At 74.9% G+C, this 22075-nt stretch carries 13 protein-coding genes; 2 read left to right on the plus strand and 11 right to left on the minus strand.

The window, feature by feature from the left end; translation table 11 throughout:
• Positions 1 to 64: 64 nt before the first annotated feature.
• From nudC to ABT048_RS16635, 5 genes are all read right to left on the minus strand, one after another.
• Entirely contained in the window at positions 65 to 976 is a 912-nt protein-coding gene (nudC, locus tag ABT048_RS16615) for an NAD(+) diphosphatase (protein ID WP_350522248.1), read from the minus strand.
• Positions 977 to 1075: 99 nt separating this feature from the next.
• Positions 1076 to 2479, minus strand: a complete 1404-nt coding sequence (locus ABT048_RS16620) for a dipeptidase (RefSeq protein ID WP_350522104.1) — start codon at positions 2477 to 2479, stop codon at positions 1076 to 1078.
• A 154-nt stretch (positions 2480 to 2633) separates the two neighbouring features.
• Entirely contained in the window at positions 2634 to 5504 is a 2871-nt protein-coding gene (locus tag ABT048_RS16625) for an FtsX-like permease family protein (RefSeq protein WP_350522105.1), read from the minus strand.
• Positions 5501 to 6268, minus strand: a complete 768-nt coding sequence (locus ABT048_RS16630; protein WP_396544744.1) for an ABC transporter ATP-binding protein — start codon at positions 6266 to 6268, stop codon at positions 5501 to 5503. Before ABT048_RS16630 ends, ABT048_RS16625 begins: the two co-directional genes overlap by 4 nt.
• Before the next feature lie 65 nt (positions 6269 to 6333).
• Positions 6334 to 6963: a PadR family transcriptional regulator gene (locus ABT048_RS16635; RefSeq protein WP_350522107.1), complete on the minus strand. Its 630-nt coding sequence runs from the start codon at positions 6961 to 6963 to the stop codon at positions 6334 to 6336.
• A gap of 79 nt (positions 6964 to 7042) precedes the next feature.
• Here ABT048_RS16635 and ABT048_RS16640 point away from each other — a divergent pair, with 79 nt between their 5' ends.
• Positions 7043 to 8014, plus strand: coding sequence for an endonuclease/exonuclease/phosphatase family protein (locus ABT048_RS16640; RefSeq protein WP_350522108.1), 972 nt, complete (start codon positions 7043 to 7045; stop codon positions 8012 to 8014).
• A 10-nt stretch (positions 8015 to 8024) separates the two neighbouring features.
• Here the strand turns inward: ABT048_RS16640 and ABT048_RS16645 are convergent, their stop codons facing one another.
• The 4 genes from ABT048_RS16645 to ABT048_RS16660 form a co-directional block, all read right to left on the minus strand.
• Positions 8025 to 9239 (minus strand): PP2C family protein-serine/threonine phosphatase, encoded by a 1215-nt coding sequence (locus tag ABT048_RS16645; protein WP_350522109.1) that lies wholly within the window; start codon positions 9237 to 9239, stop codon positions 8025 to 8027.
• 194 nt (positions 9240 to 9433) lie between these two features.
• Positions 9434 to 12643 (minus strand): ATP-dependent helicase, encoded by a 3210-nt coding sequence (locus ABT048_RS16650; protein ID WP_350522110.1) that lies wholly within the window; start codon positions 12641 to 12643, stop codon positions 9434 to 9436.
• 90 nt (positions 12644 to 12733) lie between these two features.
• Complete coding sequence (locus ABT048_RS16655) at positions 12734 to 16138, minus strand: ATP-dependent helicase (RefSeq protein ID WP_350522111.1); 3405 nt, start codon at positions 16136 to 16138, stop codon at positions 12734 to 12736.
• A gap of 91 nt (positions 16139 to 16229) precedes the next feature.
• Positions 16230 to 16607, minus strand: a complete 378-nt coding sequence (locus ABT048_RS16660; RefSeq protein ID WP_502894019.1) for an MGMT family protein — start codon at positions 16605 to 16607, stop codon at positions 16230 to 16232.
• Between the two features lie 134 nt (positions 16608 to 16741).
• Between ABT048_RS16660 and ABT048_RS16665 the strand changes: the two genes are divergently transcribed.
• The gene (locus ABT048_RS16665; RefSeq protein WP_350522113.1) at positions 16742 to 19555 is read left to right on the plus strand and encodes a flippase-like domain-containing protein; all 2814 of its coding nucleotides are present in this window, start codon (positions 16742 to 16744) and stop codon (positions 19553 to 19555) included.
• A 73-nt stretch (positions 19556 to 19628) separates the two neighbouring features.
• Here ABT048_RS16665 and moeZ read toward each other — a convergent pair whose 3' ends face one another.
• Together moeZ and ABT048_RS16675 are read right to left on the minus strand one after the other, a co-directional pair.
• Positions 19629 to 20807: an adenylyltransferase/sulfurtransferase MoeZ gene (gene moeZ / locus ABT048_RS16670; protein ID WP_350522114.1), complete on the minus strand. Its 1179-nt coding sequence runs from the start codon at positions 20805 to 20807 to the stop codon at positions 19629 to 19631.
• Positions 20808 to 21040: 233 nt separating this feature from the next.
• Entirely contained in the window at positions 21041 to 22072 is a 1032-nt protein-coding gene (locus ABT048_RS16675; RefSeq protein ID WP_350522115.1) for an NAD-dependent epimerase/dehydratase family protein, read from the minus strand.
• Positions 22073 to 22075: the final 3 nt, after the last annotated feature.

The raw sequence follows: 22075 nt of genomic DNA on the forward strand, positions 1-22075 counted from the left end.
TGGCAATGGCCGCACGCCCCCTTTCTGCGGGGGCCTCCGCCCGGCGGAAGCCCCCGTTGCGGAATTACCAGCGCGCCGCCGAGGGCAGCGGCTCGCCGTACCAGAGCTCCACCAGGTGCCGCGCGATCGAGATGCCGGACGGCGGCAGGATCTCGCCCGCCTCCATCCCGGCCCGCAGCTCCTCGCGGGAGAACCAGCGCGCCTCGGCCAGCTCCTCGCCGTCCACGGTGATCTCGGTGCCGCCCGGCAGCGCCTTGCCCGCGAAGCCGAGCATCAGGCTGGACGGGAACGGCCAGGGCTGGCTGGCGACGTAGCGCACCTCGCCGACCCGTACGCCCGCCTCCTCGTGCACCTCGCGGGCCACCGCCTGCTCGATGGACTCGCCCGGCTCGACGAAACCGGCCAGCGTCGACCAGCGGCCCTCCGGCCACAGCGCCTGCCGGCCGAGCAGGCAGCGGTCCTGCTCGTCGGTGATCACCATGATCACCGCCGGGTCGGTGCGCGGGTAGTGCTCGGCCGCGCAGGAGGTGCAGCGCCGCACGTGCCCGGCGCCGGCCTTCTCGGTCGGGTGGCCGCAGCGCGAGCAGAAGCTGTGCAGCCGGTGCCAGTGCTCCAGCGCGACGGCGTGCACCAGCAGCCCGGCGTCGCGGTCGGACAGCATCGCGCCGACCTCGCGCAGCCCGGCCGGGCGGGCGTCGCCGTCCAGGCGCCCGGGCAGGCTCTCACCGGCCAGCGCGAAGTACGACACGCCGTCCTGGTCGGTCCCGAGGAAGTACCGGTCACCGGTCTGCGGCGCCTCGAAGGAGGGCAGCAGGACCAGTTCGGTTCCCTTCGCGGTGTCGACCACGAACGCCTCGCCGCCGGCGATCGGCAGCACCCGGGTGTTCGGGTGGCTCCAGGCCGCGGCCAGCCAGGGCTCGTCGAACCGGTGCTCGGCCGCCCGGTCCACCCCGGCCCGGGCCAGTGCCAGGTGCATCGGGCGCTCGGTCTCAGGCACGGTGCTCACGTCGTTCCATCCCCACGTGGTGAATCATCCGGATGAGTGATCTGACTGCCTCGGTGTGCGGCCGCCCGGTCACGAGCCGGGCCGGAAGTTCTCGGCCAGGTCGCCCCACAGGTACGCGGCGGTCTCCACGCCCTTGGCCAGCAGGTCGAGCTCGACCTTCTCGTTGACGGAGTGCCAGCCGTCCGAGGGCACCGAGATGCCGAGGAACAGCACCGGGGCGCCGAGCACGTCCTGCAGGTCCGCGGCCGGGCCGGAGCCGCCCTCGCGGGTGAAGAGGATCTTCTGCCCGAACGCCCGCCCCATCGCCCGGACGGTGGACTGCAGCGCCGGGTGGTCCAGCGGGGTCAGGCAGGGCCGCGTCGCGCCCGGGAAGACCAGCTCGTACCGCACGCCCGCGGGCACCTGCTCGGCCACCCACGCCCGCACCGCCTCGCGGACCTTCTCCACCTCCTGCCCGGCGACCAGCCGGAAGGACAGCTTGAGGTGCGCCGACGCCGGGACGATGGTCTTGCCGCCGGGGCCGGTGTAGCCGCCCCAGATGCCGTTGACCTCGGCGGTCGGGCGGGCCCAGATCCGCTCCAGGGTGGAGTAGCCGGCCTCGCCGCGGGTGCCGTGCGACTTGGCGACCTCCAGCCACCCCTCCTCGTCGAAGGGCAGCTCGGCGAACAGCTCGCGCTCGCGCTCCGTCAGCTCGATCACGCCGTCGTAGAAGCCCGGGATCGCCACCCGGCGGTCGGCGTCGTGCAGGGCGGCGGCCAGCTCGGCCGCGACCTGGGCCGGGTTGGGGACGGCGCCGCCGAAGGAGCCGGAGTGGATGTCGGTGTCCGGCCCGTACAGGTCGACCTGGGCGTCGGCGAGGCCGCGCATGCCGGTGCAGACGGTCGGCGTGGACGCGGACCACATGCCGGTGTCGGAGATGACGACCACGTCGGCGGCCAGCCGGTCGGCCTCGCGGCGGACCAGGTCGGCGAAGTTCGGCGAGCCGGACTCCTCCTCGCCCTCGATCAGCAGCTTGAGGTTGACGGCCGGCGCCGAGCGGCCGGTCGCGTCCAGGTGGGCGCGCACGCCCAGGGTGTGGAAGAACACCTGGCCCTTGTCGTCGGCGGCGCCGCGCGCGTACAGCCGGCCGCCGACCACGGTCGGGGTGAACGGCTCGGTGTCCCAGCCGTCCTCCTTGGCCGCGGGCTGCACGTCGTGGTGCCCGTAGACCAGGACGGTCGGCGCGGACGGGTCCCCGGAGGGCCACTCGGCGAACACCGCCGGCAGGCCGTCGGTCTCCCACACCTCGGCGACCGGGAAGCCGGTGTCACGCAGCTTGGCGGCCAGCCACTCGGCCGAGCGCCGCACGTCCTCGGCGCGGTCCGGCTCGGCGGAGACCGACGGGATGGCCAGCCACTCGGAGAGGTCGGCGAGGAAGGAGGCCTGGTGCCGGTCGATGTAGGAGCGGACGGCGCTGTCCGGGGTTCTCGTCATACCGACGACTGTAGTTCGCCCGTGCGGGTGTCCGCCCCGGCCGTCCGGGTGCCGGCCGCTCCCGGGGCTGTAACCTCCGTCACCCCCGAACGTCCGTCACCCCCGCCGCGGCACGGGCACGCGACGGAGGTGGCGGTGGCGGGGCCGCGGGGTCTCAGCCCGAGCGGCGCAGCATCGTGATCCGCGAGCGGGTGAGCACCGCCGCGAGGGCGGCCGCGAGCAGCGGCAGGACCACGACGGTGGCGGCGATGGTGGGCCACGGGAAGACCACGATCGCCTTGTTGGCGATCTCCTCGGGGCTCATGCCGGGGTAGGTGCTCGCCGCGCCCTCGACCTTGCGCAGTGCCACGCCGGGCACGATGCCGCAGACCACGCCGAGCAGGGCGCCCATCGCCGCGATCACGCCGCACTGGAAGCCGGACAGCGAGCGCCGGATCCGGGGCTCGGCGCCGACCGCCGCGAGGGTGGTCAGGTCGCGCTGGGAGTCGGCGGCGGCCAGCCCGGTGGCGATCCCGGCCGCACCGAGGGCGACCAGCGCGGCGAAGGCGGTCAGACCGAGGCTGACCAGGCCGGCCTCGGACTGGTAGCCGCGCTCGATGCTCAGGACGTCGTGGTCGCTGATCTTGGCGAGCGCGCCGTCGGCCCGCTGCTGGGAGCCGTCGGAGGGCATCGCGTCGGGCAGCCAGACCGAGCCGGCCGGCGAGGTGACGAAGCCGAGCCTGGCGGCGGTGGCCGGGCTGACCACCGCCTGCCCGGGGGCGGACACCGCGGAGTCCGCGAGGACGGCGTCGACGGCGATCTCGGTGTACGCGGGCTTGTGGTCGGCATTGCCGCTCGCCGTGTAGTCGACCGGCTCGCTGTACTGCACGGCGACCTTGCCGTCCTTGATGTAGCGGGGGTCGAAGACCACGGCCTTGCCCGCGGCGAGGGCCTGGCCGGCGGCCTCGTCGGTGACGCCGTAGAGGTTGCGCAGCAGGGTCGCGTCACCCGCGTTCAACGCGCCGAACGGGTTGCCGCGGCGGGTGTTGACCTGGCAGCGCTTGTCGCCCGCCAGGATCCGGTCGAGTTCGCCGGCGCCCAGCTCCTTGTCCGGCGCGAAGGCGGGGCAGCGGTCCTCCTTGGGCATCTCCACGCTGATGTAGCCGCACGGGCCGCTGTCGGTGCAGGCGGTCTTGTAGCTGACGCGCTGGACGTCGGCGCGCGGGCCGAGGCCGGGGATGCTGCGCTCGACGGCCTCGCGCATCTGCGGCAGCAGCTTGCCGTCCGCGCCGGCCAGCCAGCCGTTGCCGAGCAGGACGGACCCGGCGGGGCCGTGGGCGACGTACTCGCGCCGGTACTGCTCGTCGGAGCTCGTGGTGTAGACGCCGACCGCGACGGAGCCGGCCACCGCGGCCATGACGGCGGCGACGGCGGGTGCGGTGCGGCCGCGGTGGCGCACCGAGTCGCGCAGGGCGAGCCGGGGGCCGAGCGAGAGCCAGCGGCCGAGCCGCCCGAACAGGCTGACCAGGGCGGGCGTGAGGGCGACCATGCCGAGTTCGGCGACGGCCGAACCGCCGAGGACGGCGAGGCTCCGGCTGCCGACGCCGCTGGTGGCCCCGAGCAGGGCGAGGGCGGCGCCGCCGGCGAGCATCAGCAGGCCGAGCGCGGCGAGCTTGCGGTTCGGCGGCTTGAGCGAGTCGCGGCCGGTCAACGCGGACACGACGTCCTGGCGGGAGGCCTGGACGGCGGGGACGATGGCGGCGAGCAGCCCGGTGACCAGGCCGACCAGGAGGACGCCGAGCAGGTCGACCGGCTGGATCGCGAAGTGGCCGAAGCGCTGGCCGGCGTACTCCTCGGCCTGGGTGCGCAGCAGGGCGACCAGGCCGACGCCGAGGACGAGACCGACCACGGCGCCGGTGACGCCGAGGACGATGCCGCCGCCGAGGACGACGGCGCGGACGTTGGCACGGTCACCACCGGCGGCGGCGAGCAGGCCGAGCTGCCGCCGGGAGCGCCGGGCCCCGACGGCGAAGGCGGGGCCCGCGAGGAGGACGATCTCCAGCAGGGCCATGCCGACGACGGTGGCGAGGATGACGACGGAGGTCCGGTCGAAGTACCGGGTGCCGTCGCCGCCCTTCGCGTCCTGCTCGACGTAGTACGGGACGTCGGCGCGGGCCGGCGGGTCGAGCAGGACGGCGCGGGAGGTGACGCTGAAGCCGTACTGGTTGAGTTCGGTGACCTTGGGCCAGTCGAGGACGGTGCCGGCCGGGAGCTTGACCAGCCAGCGGGTCGGCTCGTCGGTGCCGTCGGTCTTGCCGCGACCGGTGCCGGCGTTCTTGGCCAGCCGGTCGATCAGCGCTCCGGGGCGGGCGAAGAGCTCCGTGGCGCTCAGTTCGCCGGGGTACTCGTAGACCCCGGTGATGGTGAAGGGGCTCGACTCCAGTCCGCGGACGGCGGTGCGGTCGCCGAGCTTGAGGCCGGCGCGCTTGAGGAACTCCGGGGTGACGGCGGCCTCGTGCTCGTCCGCGGGGGCGCGGCCCTTGACCAGGTTCGTCCGGCCCTGCCAGACCGGGTCGCTCAGGTCGGCCTCGTTGACGCGGGTGCTGAGCAGCCCCTCGGCGCTGCTCGCCGCGGTGTACGGGCCCTGGCGCTCCGGCACGAGGGTGGCGCCGGCCGGGAGCAACTGCGCTGCCAGTGCGGCCGGTTCGGTGTCCAGGGCGCGCTGCTGGGCGGGGGTGTAGGTGAGCGCGGCACCGTTCTTCACGGTGTCCTTGGGGTTCTGGACGCTGAACCCCTGCTCCGGGTCGGGCGCCTGCTTCACGGAGGAGCCGCGCTCGACCATCTCCAGCTCGCCGCCGGCCTGGCCCATGACCCGTACGGCGTGTTCGGCGGGCGTGAGTTCGGCGCTGCGGTAGAACACGTCGGCGCCGCTGACGCCGAGGACGGGCAGCGCCACCATCGCGATGACGAGGGCGCTGCGTCCCCTGGCGCGCAGGGCGTCGCGGCGGGCGATGCGCAGGGCGACCCGCCAGGCGCTGAGCTTCACTCGTCCACCTTCAGGCTGTTGGTGGCGGCGCTGACGAGCAGGCTGGCGGCGTCCTGGCTGGCGGACTCGTCGACCATGCGGCCGTCGCGCAGGAAGACCACGCGGTCGGCCCAGGCGGCGTGCCGGGCCTCATGGGTGACCATCATGGCGGCGGCGCCGGCGTCGCAGCGGGCGCGCAGCACGGCGAGGACGGCCTCGCCGGTGGTGGAGTCGAGGGCGCCGGTGGGTTCGTCGGCGAGGACCAGGCGGCGGTCGCCGATCAGGGCGCGGGCGATGGCGACGCGCTGCTGCTGGCCGCCGGACATGTCGTCGGGGAAGCGGTCGGCGAGCTCGGGGATGCCCAGCTCCTCCAGGGCGACCAGGGCCTCGCGGCGGGCGGCGCGGGCGGACAGGCCGTCGAGTTCGCGCGGCAGCGAGATGTTCTCGGCGGCGGTGAGCGCCGGGATCAGGTTGTAGTCCTGGAAGACGTAGCCGACGGAGCGGCGGCGGACCTGGGCGAGCTTCTTGCGGTTGAGGTCGCCGAGGACGACGCCCTCGACCAGGACCCGGCCGGTGCTCGGGGTGTCGAGGCCGCCGGCCAGGGTGAGCAGGGTCGACTTGCCGGAGCCGGAGGGGCCCATGACGGCGACGAACTCGCCGGGGTGGACCTTGAGGTCGACGCCCCGCAGGGCCTGGACCTCGGCCGCGCCGTGGCCGTGGACGCGGGTGACGTTCTCCAGGTGCAACACCGGCGTCTGCCGGGACTCTTGGGTGTGGGACACGATTCCCCCCTTGTGCTGGGTGTGGGCCCGGGGCCGGGGCCCGGGCCGGTGGTTCGGGTGCGGAGGCCTCAGGTGCGCAGGCGGCGGCCGCGTTCGGCGGGTGCGGCGCCGCCGTCGCGGGCGGCCTCGGCGTTGCGGGTCTGCAGGAGTTCGGCCTGCTGGGCGAGACGGGTCTCGCAGTGGTCGAGCCAGCGGATCTCGGCCTCGGTCTGGAAGATCAGCTGGTCGAGGACGAGCAGCCAGGCGAGGTCGTTGCTCGCGGAGGGCACCACACCGGGGCGCGACTCGCCGGCCAGGGCGCGGCCCTTGAGCCGGGTGTAGTCCTGGAGCGCCTTGATGCTGTGCCGGCGCTGGCCCTGGACGACGGAGGAGACGTCCACCCCCGGGACGGTGACGGCCATGGCGAGCTTGATCGCCAGCTCGTCGCGCGGCGGGTTGGTCCGGGGCACCGGGGTGTCGAACCAGGCCCGCAGCTCGGCGCGGCCGGCGTCGGTGGCGGCGTAGAACTGGTGGCCCTCGCCGTCCTCCCCCGCGGCCTCGACCAGGCCGTCGCGTTCCAGCCGGGACAGCGTGGTGTAGACCTGCCCGACGTTGAGCGGCCAGGTGGCGCCGGTGCGCGCCTCGAACTCGGTGCGCAGCTGGTAGCCGTAGCGCGGGCCCTGGTCGAGCAGGGCAAGCAGACCGTGACGGATGGACATACCGAGTATGTATACCCGGTATGCCCCACCGCCTCAAGCGGCACCCCCCTCCCCCGGCGAGCGGGTACCGTCGTGCGGTGTGAGCCAGTTGCGCATCGCCACCTTCAACCTGTTGCACGGTCAGCCGCTCGCCCGGGACGGCGCGCCGCAGCCCTACCCGGCCGACGCCGGGCAGCCCTTGGCCGAGGCGGTGGCCGCGCTGGACGCCGACGTGCTGGCGCTGCAGGAGGTGGACCGGCACCAGGCGCGCTCCGGCGGCACCGACCAGGCGGCGGTCGCGGCCGCGGCCATGGGCGCGAAGGACTGGCGCTTCGCCGCCGCGCTGCACGGCCGGCCGGCGCCGGTGGCCGGCTGGGTGCCCGACCCGTCCGCGCCGAACGGCCTGCGCGTGTACGGGCCGGCCGAGGTGGACGAGGCCGCCCCGCCCTCCTACGGGACGGCGCTGCTGACCCGGCTGCCGGTGCGGCACTGGCGGGCCAGGCGCTTCGCCCCGGCGCCGTTCGGACTGCCGCTGCGGGTGGCCGGGCGGCGCGGGCTGACCCCCGTACCGGACGAGCCCCGGGCCGCGCTGGCGGCGGTGCTGGAGGGCGAACGCGGGCCGTTCACCGTGGTGGCGGCGCACCTGTCCTTCGTACCGGGCTGGAACATGGCGCAGCTGGCGGGCATCCGGCGGTGGATCGCCGACCTGCCGCAGCCGTACCTGGTACTGGGCGACTTCAACCTGGTGGGCGCGGTGCCGCGCACGGTGCTCGGCGGGGCGGCGGCGCTGGACCGCACCGCACCCAGGGCCCGGGTCCGGGAACTGCGGGCGGCCCGGCGCACCCGGCCCCTGCTGACCGAGCCGCGCCGGCGGCGGGTGCGCGAGCCGCGGGCCCGGCTGCAGGGCTGGTACGACCTGGCGCGCACGCCGACGTACCCCTCGCACCGGCCGGCGGTGCAGTTCGACCACGTGCTGGCGATCGGCGTGCCGCGCACGGCGGTGGGCCCGGCCGCGGCCCCGCGCGCCGCGGTGTCGGACCACCGGCCGCTGCTGGTCGAGGTCTCGCTCTAGGCTCCGACCCTCAGGCCGGGGCCTGGCCTCCGACGGCCGGCTGGTGGCGCGCCAGGACCCCGGCCTGCTGCGGCACGTGGACGCCCGCCGTCGGCGACGGGTCGTACTGCAGGAGCAGCATGGCCGCGTCGTCGCCGAGCTGGCGTCCGACGTGCCGCACCACGTCCTCGTGCAGGCGCTGCAGGACGTCGGCGGGGCGGCCGTCGGCGCAGCGCGGGAACCGCTCGGCGAGCGGGTAGAAGGCGCCCGCGCGGTCGCGGGCCTCGATCACCCCGTCGGTGAACAGCAGCACGCGGTCCTCGCCCAGCAACGGCACCCGGTGGACCGGCGGGCGCACGTCGGCCGGGTCCAGGACACCCAGCGGCGGTACGGTCTCGGCGAGTTCGAGCGGGCGCACCTCCCCCGCGCGCAGCAGCAGCGGCGCGGGGTGGCCGCAGTTGACGATCTCCGCCGCGCCGTCCGGGCCGACGCCGATCAGCACCAGGGTGACGAACTCCTCCTCCACGCCCGGGTGGTCGTTCTCGTGCAGGGCGCGGTCGAGGCTGACGGCCAGCCAGCCGGCCACCCGGTCCAGCGCGGGCTCCTGGTGGGCGGCCTCGCGGAAGGCGCCGAGCACGGCGGCGGCCGTCTCGACCGCGCCGAGGCCCTTGCCCCGGACGTCGCCCACCACGGCCCGGACCCCGTGCCGGGTGTTGACCACCTCGTAGAGGTCGCCCCCGATGCGGGCGTGCGCGGCGGCGGCCTCGTAGTGGACGGCGGCCCGGACGGTGCCGACCCGCTCGGGGACGGGCCGCAGCAGGACCCGGCGGGCGATCGAGGCGACCAGCTGGGCGTCGGCCAGCGCCCGTTCCTGGCGCAGCCGCAGGGTCGCGCTGACCCAGCCGATGGTCGCGACGAGCAGGACGGCGATCACGCTGGCGGCGTGCACGGACGAGCCGAGCGTGTCGCTGCGGAAGGCCATCAGGAAGGCCGCCGCCTCGGTGCACAGCCCGATGACGAGCGGGTACCAGGTGCGCCGGCTGACCACGGCGGCCAGCGCGGGCACGGCGGTGAGGGCCGGTTCGACCGTCACCCCGGTGCCACTGAGGTAGTCGAGGACGACGATCAGCCCCATCCCGATGAACGGCAGTGCCAGCGCCGTCCTCGGCCAGGTGCCGGTCGCGCCCGGGGCGGGTCCCGGGGTCGGCCCGGTGAACCGCTCTCTGATCCATCCGGTCGCGCTCAACGTCGGTTTCTCCAGCAGAAGGCGCCGATGCCCAAGGGCACCTGCGGTGATGACTGAGGGTTAGGGAAAACGGGCCTCGCTGGCGGCCGGAGCACGGGGGTTGACCGGTTACCGACCCCACAATAGGCGCGAAACGTGCACGACGCACAGGTTTCGGGCACTGGCGTGATGACTTGGATGCTCTGCGTGACTCATTATTCACTGTTCCCGATCAGGAGCCGTTCCAACTCTTTTCGGTCGGGAAGTCCTGCCGGACGGACGATCCGCCCGCTGCGGACGTACAGGAACGAAGCCGTGACCAGCTCGGGATCGACGCCCGCCTGCTCGGCCCAGGCCAGTCGGTAGACCGCGAGCTGCAGCGGGTCCGCGGTCTCCTCGCGGTGGGTCTTCCAGTCCACCACTTCGTAGCGTGACGCACCACCTGATCCTGACAACACGTCACCGTCCCGGTAGACCGCGTCGATCCGGCCGCGCACCACCCGCCCCGCCAGCACCAGTTGGAACGGCGCCTCGACCCGGTGGGGCTTGCGCTGCGCGTACGGGGTGCGCAGGAACGCCTCCTTGAGCCGCTCCAGGTCCTGCTCGTCCTCGATGCCGTCGTCGTCGGCGCCGGGCAGCGCGCCCGGCTCGACCAGCAGCAGCGGCTCGATCCGGGACTGCACCCAGGCGTGGAAGCGGGTGCCGCGCCGGGCGGCGGGCTGCGGGGGCCGCGGCATCGGGCGGGCCAGGTCGCGGGCGAAACCGTCCGGATCCGCGGCCAGGCGCAGCAGCTGGGTGGCGGACAGCGCGGCGGGCAGCGGCACCTCGCGCGCGGTCCGCCGGGAGCGCTCCAACTCGCCCAGCAGCGCGGTCAGATCGCGGTCCCAGGAGGCCACCTGGCGCTGGTCCTCGGGGGCCATCGGCTCGGGCTCGGGAGCCGGGGCGCCGGCCAGCCGGGCGTGCACCACCTCGGCGACCCGGCGCCGGGCGTGCTGCGCCGCCGGATCCAGCGGCAGCGGCCAGGGGCGCTGGACGGGAGCGGCCAGCGCCGGGTTCTCGGCGCCCTTCTCCGGCTGCTCGGCCCAGTGCTCGACCTCGCCCGCACCGGGCTGCTCGCAGTGCTCGCGCAGCCCCTCCAGGAAGGCGGACGGGCCCCGGACGGTCTTCTGGCTCGGCCCCCACCAGTGCCCGGAGGCCAGCAGCAGCGAGCGCGGCCGGGTGAAGGCGACGTACCCCAGGCGCAGTTCCTCGGTGGCGGTGTGCTCGGCCAGCTCCTTCTTGAAGGCGGTCATCGCCTTGCCGGTCCACCCGCCGCGCACGTCGGGCAGGGTGGCCGCGTCGCCGCGCAGGGCGTGCGGGAGCACGCGCTTGGCGCTGGTCCAGCGCTCGCGCGGGGTCGAGGAGGGGAACGCGCCCCGCACCAGGCCGGGGACGGCGACCACGTCCCACTCCAGGCCCTTGGACTTGTGCGCGGTGAGCACCTTCACGGTGTCCTCGCCGCCGGGCAGGCTGCTGTCCAGGCCGCGCTCGTACTCCTGGGCGGCCCGCAGGAAACCGAGGAAGGCGGCGAGGCCCGGGTCCCCGTCGAGGTCGGCGAAGGAGGCGGCGACGTCCAGGAAGGCGTGCAGGGTCTCCCGCCGGCGGGCGGCCAGGGCCTGCGGCGAGGCGGCGAGCTCGACCTCCAGGCCGGTGGCCGCCAGCACCCGGTGCAGCACGTCCATCAGCGGGTCGGCGAGCGAGCGGCGCAGCTCGCGCAGCTCCTGGGCGAGGCGGGCGAAGCGCACCCGCGCCTCGGCGGAGAACGGCAGCTCGTCCGGCTGCTCGGCGTCCAGGAAGCTCTCGACCGCGTCGGCCAGCGACACCACCTCGGTCGGGTCGGCCTCGGCGACGGCGGCGGCCAGCGCCTCGACGCCCTCGGGCCGGTCGGTGCGGACCAGCTCGGCGGCCCGCCGGCCGAGCAGCGCGAGGTCGCGCGGGCCGATCCGCCAGCGCGGGCCGACCAGCAGCCGCACCAGCGCGGCGTTCGCGGTCGGGTCCTGCAGCACCTCGCAGACCGCCACCAGGTCGGCCACCTCGGGCAGTTGCAGCAGCCCGCCGAGGCCGACCACCTCGACCGGCACCTCGCGGGCGACCAGCGCCGCGTGGATGTCCGGGAAGGCGGCGCCGCCGCGGCACAGCACGGCGATCCGGCCGGGCGCGGTGCCGGTGCGCACCAGGTGGGAGATCGAGTCGGCGAGCCAGTCGACCTCCTCGGCGTGGGTGGGCAGCAGTGCCGTCCGCACGAAGCCGTCCAGCTCGGCGCCGGGGGCCGGGCGCAGCGCCTCGACGCCCTCGTGCATCTCCCGCAGCGGCGCGGCGAGCGCGTTGGCGAAGGCGAGCAGGCGTCCGCCGCTGCGCCGGTTCTCACTGAGCGCGTAGCGGTCGGCGGGGCGGCCGTCGGCCTGGGGGAAGTGCCGCGGGAACTCGTCGAGGTTGGCGACGGAGGCGCCGCGCCAGCCGTAGATCGCCTGGCAGGGGTCGCCGACGGCGGTCACCGGGTGGCCGCTGCCCGCGCCGTCCGGGCCGGCGCCGAAGAGCCCGGCGAGCATCAGGCGCTGGGCGACCGAGGTGTCCTGGTACTCGTCCAGCAGCACGACCCGGAACTGGCCGCGCAGCAGCTCGCCCACCTCGGGGCGCTGCTGGGCGAGGCGGGCGGCGGCGGCTATCTGGTCGCCGAAGTCCATCAGCCCGGCGGAGCGCTTGCGGCGCCGGTACTCCTCGACCAGGCGCAGCAGCTCCAGGCGGGCCCGGGCGGCGGCCGGCACCGCCCGCAGGTCGTCGTTGGTGAGCTTGACGGTGGCGAGGGTGTCCAGCAGCCCCTCGTCGAAGTCGCGCAGGGCCTGCGGCTCGACCAGGTGCTCGGCGAGTTCGCCGTCCAGCGCGGTGAGGTCGGCGACCAGGTTGGCGAAGGTGCCGGTGAGCGCGGGGAACGGGCCGCGGGCGGTGCGCAGCACCTTGGCGGCGAGCTGGAAGCGGGTGGCGTCGGCGAGCAGCCGCACGTCCGGCTCGATGCCGATCCGCAGGCCGTGCTCCTTGAGCAGGCGGCCGGCGAAGGCGTGGTAGGTGGAGATCTCCGGGTCGCCGAGCGGGTCGGCGGCGTCCCGGTCGGCCACCCCGGCGCGGAGCAGGGCGGCGCGGACGCGTTCGGAGAGCTCACCGGCGGCCTTGTTGGTGAAGGTGAGGCCGAGCACCTCCTCGGGCCGTACGGCGCCGGAGCCGACCAGCCAGACGACCCGGGCGGCCATCACGGTGGTCTTGCCGGAGCCGGCGCCGGCCACGATCACGGCCGGAGCCAGGGGGGCGCCGATGGCCGCCATCTGCTCCCGGTTGAAGGGGATCCCCAGCAGCTCCTTGAGCTGGTCGGGATGGCTGAGCACGGCGGTCACCCGGCAACGTTAACGGGCCGGACCGACACTGCGGACCTCCGGCCGCAGTGACCCCGACTACTCGACGGCCACCCGACGGCCACTCGTCGGCTACTCGACCAGCTGCGCGCCGTCCCGCTGGGCCGAGCAGCTGCGGCGGAACGTGCACCGGTCGCAGCCGCCACCGGTCTGCGGGACGAAGCGCTCGGCCAGGACCTTCCCGGCGGCCTCGGCGAGCAGGCCCTCGATCCACGGCTCGCCCTCCGGCGGCTCCTGCCGCTGCACCTTGGGGGCGTCCTGGGAGGCCTTGCCGGCGGGCTCGCGCAGGTGGACCAGTTCGGCGCCGCCGGTGGCCGGGGTGTGCTCGGCGAAGCCGGGCAGCTCGTTGAGGGCGCCGGCCCGGACGGCGAGCTGGTAGACGGCCAGCTGCTTGTGCTCGGGCAGGGACTTGTCGGTGGGCAGCTGCTTGCCGGTCTTGAAGTCGACGACGTAGGCGCGCCCGGCCGTGTCCTTCTCGACCCGGTCCATCGAGCCGCGGATGCGCACCGAGACGCCGCCGACGTCGAGGGTGACGTCGAAGCCGTGCTCGGTGGCGACCACGTCCCGGCCGCGTTCCAGGACGTGCCAGTTGAGGAAGCGCTCCAGGGCCGCGCGGGCCTCGGTCTTCTCCTGCTGGGACTTCCAGGGCGCGTCGAAGGCCAGCGCGTCCCAGACGGTGTCCAGGCGCTCCATCAGGACGGCGAGGTCGGCGGGGGTGCGGCCGGAGCCGACCTCGTCGGCGAGCGCGTGCACCACGTTGCCGAAGCCCTGGGCCGCCGAGCCGACGCCGCGCGCCTTGACCTCCTTGTCCAGGAACCACTGCAGCGAGCAGCTCTCCAGCTGCTCCAGACCGCTGCCGGACAGCCGAACCGGCAGGTCGGCGCTGCGCAGCGGCTCGGGGGCGGCGGTCGGGTCGTCCAGTCCCCACCAGCGTTCGGGGTGGGCGGCGGGCACCAGCGGCAGCCCGTCCTCGTCGGCGGCGGCGGCCAGGGTGGCGAGCCGTTCGGCGGCGGCGCGGCGCAGCTCGGGCGAGCGGGCCGGGTCGACGGTGACCGCCCGCAGCTCGGCGACCAGCGCGGCGACGGACAGCGGTCGGCGCGGGCGGTGGGTGACGTCCTCGACGGTGACCGGCGGGGTGCGGCGCACCACCTTTCCGGTACGGGGGTCGACGTCCTCGCGGTAGAGCTCGCGCAGGAAGCGGGAGGGCTCGTCGCCGTCGTCGGCCGGGGCCTTCACGGCGGTGACGATCAGCCGCTCCTTGGCGCGGGTCGCGGCGACGTAGAAGAGGCGGCGCTCCTCGCCGAGCAGCGCGGCCGGGGAGAGCGGCTCGGCCAGTCCGTCGCGGCCGATCCGGTCGGCCTCCAGCAGGGAGCCGCGGCGGCGCAGGTCGGGCCAGAGGCCGTCCTGGACTCCGGCGACGACGACCAGGCGCCACTCCAGGCCCTTGGACCGGTGGGCGGTCATCAGCCGGACGGCTTCGGGGCGGACGGCGCGGACGGTGAGGGTGTCCGCGGCGATGTCCTGGGCTTCGAGCTCGGCGAGCAGGTCGAGGGCGCTGCGGTGGCCGGTGACCTGCTCCTCGGCACGGGCCGCGGTCTCGAACAGGGCGCACAGCGCGTCCAGGTCGCGGTCGGCGTTGCGGCCGGCGGCGCCGCCGCGCAGGGCGGCCCGCTCCAGCCGCTCGCGCCAGCGGCGGCTGCCGTCCCACAGCTCCCAGAGCGCCTCCTCGGCGGTGCAGCCACCGGCCAGCAGCTCGCGGACCTTGCGCAGCAGGGTGCCGAGGTCGCGGGCGCGGCGGGCCTGCGCGGGGTCGAGGGCGACCAGCCGCTCCGGCTCGGCGAGGGCCTCGCGGATCAGCTCGCCGGCCGGGCGCGGGGCGGTGGCGGGGCGGCCTTCGGCGCGCAGTGCGGCGCGTTCCTCCTCGCGCAGGGCGCGGCCCAGGCGTCGCAGGTCGGAGCCGTCGAGGCCGCCGAGCGGGCCGGTGAGCAGGGCGTGCGCCAGTTCGGTGGTGAGCGGGTCGGGGCCGGCGGCGGCGCCGTCCCCGCTGCCGGGGTCCCCGGTGTCGTCGTCCCGGGCGCCGTAGTCCCCGGTGTCGGGGTCCGGCTCGCCGTGCCGGTCGCGGGCGGCCTGCCGGGCCGCCTGCTGGGCGCAGACCCGCAGAGCGAGCAGCAGCTGGGCGACGGCGGGCTCCTCGCGCAGCGGCAGGTCGTCGCCGTCGATCTCCAGCGGGACGCCGGCCGCGCCGAGCGCGCGCCGCACGCCCGGTATCGAGCGGGCACCGGCCCGGACGAGCACGGCCATCTCGCCCCAGGGCACGCCGTCCTCCAGGTGGGCGCGGCGCAGCAGGTCGGCGATCGAGTCGAGTTCGGCCCCGGGGGTCGGGTAGGTGTAGACCTCGACCCGGCCGCCCTCGCGGGAGGGCAGCAGGGCGCGGTGCTGGGCGAGCTTGTCGGCGGGCAGCCGCCCCATCGGCATCCGCCGGGCGACCTCCCGGGAGGCGGCGAGCAGGAGGGCTCCGGAGCGGCGGGAGACCCGCAGCACCTTGACCTCGGCGGGCTCGCCGTCGGCGCGGCGGAAGGTCTGCGGGAAGTCGAGGATGCCGTTGATGTCGGCGCCGCGGAAGGCGTAGATCGACTGGTCGGGGTCGCCGACGGCGACCAGGTCGCGCCCGCCGCCGGCGAGCCGGCGCAGCAGCCGGACCTGGGAGGGGTCGGTGTCCTGGTACTCGTCGACGAACACGACGTCGTAGCGCCGGCGCAGGTCCTCCTCGACCTCGGGGCGCTCGGCGAGCAGGACGGCGCGGTGGACGAGTTCGGCGTAGTCCAGGACGCCGCGCAGGTCGAGCACGTCGAGGTAGTCGGCCAGGAAGTGCGCGGCGGCGGCCCAGTCGGGGCGCTGGACGCCCTGGGCGAAGCGCTCCAGCTCGGCCTCGCCGAGGCCGAGCTCGCGGCTGCGGGCGAGGACGGCGCGGACCTCGTCGGCGAAGCCGCGGGTGGTCAGGCAGGCCCGCAGGTCCAGCGGCCAGGCGATCCGGGAGCTGCCGAGGCGGGCGTCCTCGGCGCCGCCGGCCAGCAGTTCGCGGACCATGACGTCCTGCTCGGGGCCGGAGAGCAGCCGCAGCGGCTCGGCGTAGTCCTGCGGGTCCTGGTGGGAGCGCAGCAGGGCGTAGCAGAAGGAGTGGAAGGTGGTGGCCTGCGGGGCGGCGGCGGAGCTGCCGAGCCGGCCGGACATCCGGTCGCGCAGCTCCATCGCGGCCTTGCGGCTGAAGGTGAGGACGAGGATCCGCTCGGGGTCGGTGCCGTCCGCGATCCGCCGGGCGACCGCCTCGACCAGGGTGGTGGTCTTGCCCGTGCCGGGGCCGGCCAGGACCAGCAGCGGCCCGTCGGCGTGCTCGACGACGGCACGCTGGTAGGCGTCCAGCACCGGCGGGTCGGGCTGGACGAGCGGGCTGCGCACGAGCCGGTAGGGGGAAGTCAACGAACGGATCCTGGGGTCGAGCAGGGCGGGGCGGGCACGGCAGGGCGGGCCCGCTCGGGCCCGCCCGCATCGAGCCTACGATCCTCCCCCGTCAATCCCGTCCGTGCGGGGAGTTCGGGGAAATCTCCCGGCCGTCCCAGCGGGCCCGCCGGAGGTCGACCCGGGGCGGGTCGGCGAGCTCGCGCAGCGGGGTGCCCTCCTCGCCGTAGTGGGCGAGGGCGCGGTGCTCGTGCCCGGGCAGGAAGCGGCCGTCCGCGCGGATCACCCGCCACCAGGGCACCGAGCCGCCGTACAGGGCCATCACCCGGCCGACCTGCCGGGGCCCGCCCTGGCCGAGGTACTCGGCGACGTCGCCGTAGGTCATCACCCTGCCGGGTGGAATCCGCTCGGTCAGGTCGAGCACCAGTTCGGCGAAGGGCGGCAGGGCGTCCGGGAGGCCGTCGTCTGTTACGTCCGTCACCTGCGGCATTCTTCCTCACGGGGGCGCACCCTTGGTCCCGTACGAACGGGACGCCGCGCCCGATCCGCCCCCTGTCCAGCACGGGGGGCCGGGGCATGCCACCATCTTCGGGGCGGTGAGTGGTGATACGAGGACAAGACCAGATGACCGGGACGGCTGACGTGGGCGTGGACAAGGACTCCGACGAGTCCTCTGCCGCCGTGCCCCCGGCGCCCGGCGGCGGGACCGAAGGCCGACCCGAACCCGGGCCGACGCCGGAAGTCTCCCTGATCAAGGACCGGACGATCAAGACCCCCGCGCCCGCCCGGGCCCCGGAACAGCCCGAACGGACCGCACCACCGGAGGCCGCGGCCCCGAAGGCGGTCGTCCCGGCGCCGACGGCCCCGGAGCCCTCGACCCCCGAGCCCTCGACCCCCGAACCGGCGGCCCCCGAACCGGCGGCCCCCGAACCGCTGGCGGACCACCAGGACCCGCTGGACGACGCCCCGCACCTGGACGTCGACGAGCCGCTGCTCGCCGCCCGCGCGCACCGCCCGTCCGACCTGATCCGCTTCCTGGCCGGCGTCTTCGGGATAGTCGCCGTCTTCGTGCTGGCCGGCATCGCCACCTCGACCACCACCGGCATCGAGCAGGACATCGCGACCAACGCGCCGCACTTCTCCGCGGTGCTCTCCACCATCACCGGCCTGGTCTCCAGCGTCGCGGTGCTCGCCGTGCCGCTGGCCTTCGCCGTCGAACGGCTGATCAAACGCGACGGCCTGCGGGTCGCCGACGGCGTGCTCGCCTCGGTGCTCGCGTACGGCGTCTCGCTGGGCATCGACTGGTGGGTGGCCGAGGGCGCCTCCGAACACATCCGCGACGCGCTGACCAGGCTGCCGCTGGACAGCAACGGCACCCTCACCGACCCGGTGCACGGCTACCTCGCCCCGGTGATCGCCTACATGACCGCCGTCGGCATGTCGAGCAGACCGCGCTGGCGGGTCGCCCTGTGGGTGGTGGTGGTCTTCAGCGGCGTCACCGAGCTCCTCGGCGGCTACACCACCCCGCTGTCGCTGATGCTCACGGTGCTGATCGGCTGGTCCGTCGCCTACGGCACGCTGTACGCGATCGGCTCCCCCAACATCCGGCCCACCGGCCAGCACCTGATGATCGGCCTGCGCAAGGTCGGCTTCACCCCGGACGGCGCCCACCGCGCCCCCGACGCCCCCGGCGGCACCCGCCGCTACTACGTCACCCAGCAGGGCGGCCGGCCCCTGGACGTCCACATCATCGACCGCGAGCAGCAGGCCTCCGGCTTCTTCTACCGGGCCTGGCGGCGGCTGCGGCTGCGCTCGGTCGCGGTGCGCCGCAGCCCGCAGTCGCTGCGCCAGGCGCTGGAGCAGGAGGCCCTGATCGCGTACGCGGCGGCCGCCTCCGGCGCCCACGCCCCGCAGCTGGTCGCCACCTCCGAGCTCGGCCCGGACGCGGCGATCCTGGTGTACGAGAACGTCGAGGGCCGCACCCTCGACGAGCTGGCCGACGACGAGGTCACCGACGAGGTGATGGCCTCGATCTGGCGGTCGGTGGCCGCGCTGCACGAGCGCCGGATCGCCCACCGCCGGCTGACCGGCGAGTCCCTGCTGGTGGTGGACGAGCGAAGCGCCTGCCTGGTCAACCTCTCCGGCGGCGACATCGCCGCCACCGACCTCACCCTGCGCATCGACGTCGCCCAGCTGCTCACCACCTTCGCGCTGCGGATCGGCCCGGAGCGGGCCGTCGCCACCGCCAACGCGGTGCTCGGCGCCGAGCGGGTCGCCCAGGCGCTGCCACTGCTCCAGCCGGTCGGGATGAGCCGGTCCACCAGGGTGGACCTGTCGAAGCTCAGCAAGGAGCGCAAGGCCACCGCCAGGGCCAAGGCGCTGGAGCAGGTCGCGGCCGGCGAGCGCACCCAGCAGCAGGCCGAGGAGGACATCGCGGTGGCCGGCGAGGACCTGCTGAGCCGCATCCGCGGGCAGATCCTGCAGATCGCCCCCGAGGCGCCGATGGAGCCGGCCAAGCTGGAACGGCTGAAGCCGAAGACCCTGATCATGGTCATCGCGCTCACCTTCGCCGCGTACCTGGCCCTGACCACCATCAAGCCGGCCCAGCTCAAGCTCTCCCAGATGAACTGGGCCTGGGCCGCGGCCGCCCTGCTCGCGGCCGCCTTCAGCTACGTCGCCGCCGCGATGAGCCTGACCGGCTTCGTCCCCGAGAAGCTGCCGTTCCGGCGCACCGTCGCCGCCCAGCTGGCCGGCTCGTTCGTCAAACTGGTCGCCCCCGCCGCGATCGGCGGCATCGCGCTCAACACCCGCTACCTCCAGAAGGCCGGCATCCGCTCCGGCCAGGCGGTCGCCTCGGTCGGCGCCTCCCAGCTGGCGGGCCTGGCCGGGCACCTGCTGCTGCTGTTCAGCTTCGGTCTGATCACCGGCAGCCAGACCAACGGCGACCTCTCCGCCTCCCGCGCGGTGATCATCGGCGTGCTGACCGCCGCCGTGCTCGCCCTGGTGGTGGCCGCCGTCGCGCCGCTGCGCCGGTTCGTGCTGGGCCGGCTGCGCTCGCTGTTCTTCGGCGTGGTGCCGCGGATGCTCGACCTGATGCAGACGCCCAGCAAGCTGGTCACCGGCTTCGGCGGCATCCTGCTGCTGACCCTCTCCTTCACCGCCTGCCTGGACTTCTCGGTGCAGGCCTTCGGCGGCGACGTCAGCTTCTCGGCGGTCGCGGTGGTCTTCCTGACCGCCAACGCGGCCGGCTCGGCGATCCCCACCCCGGGCGGCATCGGCCCGGTCGAGGTCGCCCTGATCGGCGCCCTGACCGTCGCGGACGTGTCCCCCGCGGTCGCCACCCCGGCGGTCTTCCTCTACCGGGCGCTCACCTTCTGGCTGCCGGTCCTGCCGGGCTGGATCGCCTACAACGTGCTGCAGCGCCGGCAGGCGCTCTGACCCGCCGCCGGGGTGCCCGGCGCACGACTGAGGGCCCCGCCGTGCGGCGGGGCCCTCAGTCGTGCGACACCTGCTAGTAGACCGGCTTGTGCGGCTCGATCTGGTTCACCCAGCCGAGCACGCCGCCGCCCAGGTGGACGGCGTTGGCGAAGCCCGCGGCCTTCACCACGGCCAGCACCTCGGCCGAGCGCACGCCCGACTTGCAGTGCAGCACGATCTTCCGGTCCTGCGGCAGCTTCTCCAGCGCGTCGCCCATCAGGAACTCGTTCTTCGGGATCAGCACCGCGCCGGGGATGTTGACGATCTCGAACTCGCCGGGCTCGCGGACGTCGATGAGGTAGATGTCCTCCGCGTCGTCCTGCCACTGCTTCAGCTGCTGCGAGGTGACGGTCGAACCGGCGGCGGCGGCCTGCGCCTCCTCCGACACGACGCCGCAGAAGGCCTCGTAGTCGATCAGCTCGGTGACCGTCGGGTTCTCGCCGCAGACCGCGCAGTTCGGGTCCTTGCGGATCTTCACCTGGCGGTAGTTCATCTCCAGGGCGTCGTAGATCATCAGTCGGCCGACCAGCGGGTCGCCGATGCCGGCCAGCAGCTTGATCGCCTCGTTGACCTGGATCGAGCCGATGGACGCGCACAGCACGCCCAGCACGCCGCCCTCGGCGCAGGAGGGGACCATGCCCGGCGGCGGGGCCTCCGGGTACAGGCAGCGGTAGCAGGGGCCGTGCTCGGCCCAGAACACGCTGGCCTGGCCGTCGAAGCGGTAGATCGAGCCCCACACGTACGGCTTGCCGAGCAGCACCGCGGCGTCGTTCACCAGGTAGCGGGTGGCGAAGTTGTCGGTGCCGTCCACGATCAGGTCGTAGCCGGAGAAGATCTCCATGACGTTGGAGTTGTCGAGGCGCTCCTCGTGCAGCACCACGTCCACGTACGGGTTGATCTCCTTGACCGAGTCGCGCGCCGACTCCGCCTTGGAGCGGCCGACGTCCGACTGGCCGTGGATGATCTGCCGCTGCAGGTTCGACTCGTCCACCACGTCGAACTCGACGATGCCCAGCGTGCCGACACCGGCGGCGGCCAGGTACAGCAGCGCGGGCGAGCCCAGACCGCCGGCGCCGACGCACAGCACCTTGGCGTTCTTCAGCCGCTTCTGCCCGGCCATGCCCACGTCGGGGATGATCAGGTGGCGGGAGTACCGGCGGACCTCATCGACGGTGAGCTCGTCGGCCGGCTCGACCAGGGGTGGCAACGACACGGGGACTCCGATGGGTGTCTTGTTCGGGGTGGCCAGGGCCAGCCTCGGTGTGGGGTTGTTGCTCCGCCACTCGGGTGGCTGTCCAGAGCAACAGTGTCACGTCCCCCCGGTATTCCGAGACAGCTCGTCCGAAGGGCGAGACGGGCCGCGCCGGATCGTGGAATCGGCCGCGAGGCCCCGACAGCCGCCCCGGGCCTGGGTTTCCCGGGCCCGGGGAAGCCTGCGGAACACCCTCAGACCCGGCAGGCCGTCTCCAGCCAGACGTCCCCCAGGGACTCCTCCAACGGCACCTGTGTCCGCCATCCGAGACGGTCCCTGGCGGTGCGCACGTCCGCCTGCCGCCACGGCACCGGCTCGCCCGGCACCGCCCGACCGTCCGGCCGCTGCCCCTCCAGCCGGTGCCCCGGCAGGTACGGGCCGGGCTGGTGGTGGTGGCCGGGAAGGTGGCCCGGCAGGTGGCCGGGCAGGTGGTCGCCGCCCGCCCCGACGGCCTGCGCCGGCAGCAGGACCTGCCGGTTCTCCTCGACGATCGACCCCTCGAAGCCGGAGGCCCGCACCAGCAGCTGGGCCGCGTCCCGGGCCCGGACGGCGTGCCCGCTGCCGATGTTGATCACCCCGGTGGCGGCCGACACCGCGGCCGCCTGGATGGCCCGCGCGACGTCCCGCACGTCGACGAAATCCCGGTATCCGGACAGGTCCGGCATCCGCACCTGGTTCTCGTCCCGCTCCAGCGCCCGCCGCAGGCCCTCGGCCAGCCGCCCGAACAGCGAGGCGGTCGGCGCGCCCGGTCCCACCACGTCGAACACCCGCAGCACCGCCGCGTCCAGCCCGGAGGCCAGCACCAGCTCCGTCCCGGCCAGCTTGGACACCCCGTACGGGCCCACCGGCCGCGGCTCGGCCGCCTCGGACACCGGCACCCCGCCGGGCACCGGCCCGTACTCGGCGGCCGAGCCGACGTGCACCAGCCGGGCCGGCTCCCGGCTGCGCCGGATCGCCTCGCAGACCGTCGCGACGGCCAGCGTGTTCGACCGGATCAGGGTGCGCGAGCTGCCGTAGGTGGCACCCGCGCAGTTGATCACCACCTGCGGCGCGACCGCGTCCAGGAAGCGGGCCAGCGCGCCCGGACTCCCGGTGGTCAGGTCGAAGCGGATGTCGGCCGAGTCGCGCCGGCCGAGCACCGTCACCTGCAACTCCTGGTCCATCAGCAGACGGTCGGTGACCCGGCGGCCGATGAAGCCGTCGGCGCCCAGCAGCAGCACCCTCATCGG

It is taken from the genome of Kitasatospora sp. NPDC096140 (assembly GCF_040303045.1).
Classification (GTDB): Bacteria; Actinomycetota; Actinomycetes; order Streptomycetales; family Streptomycetaceae; genus Kitasatospora.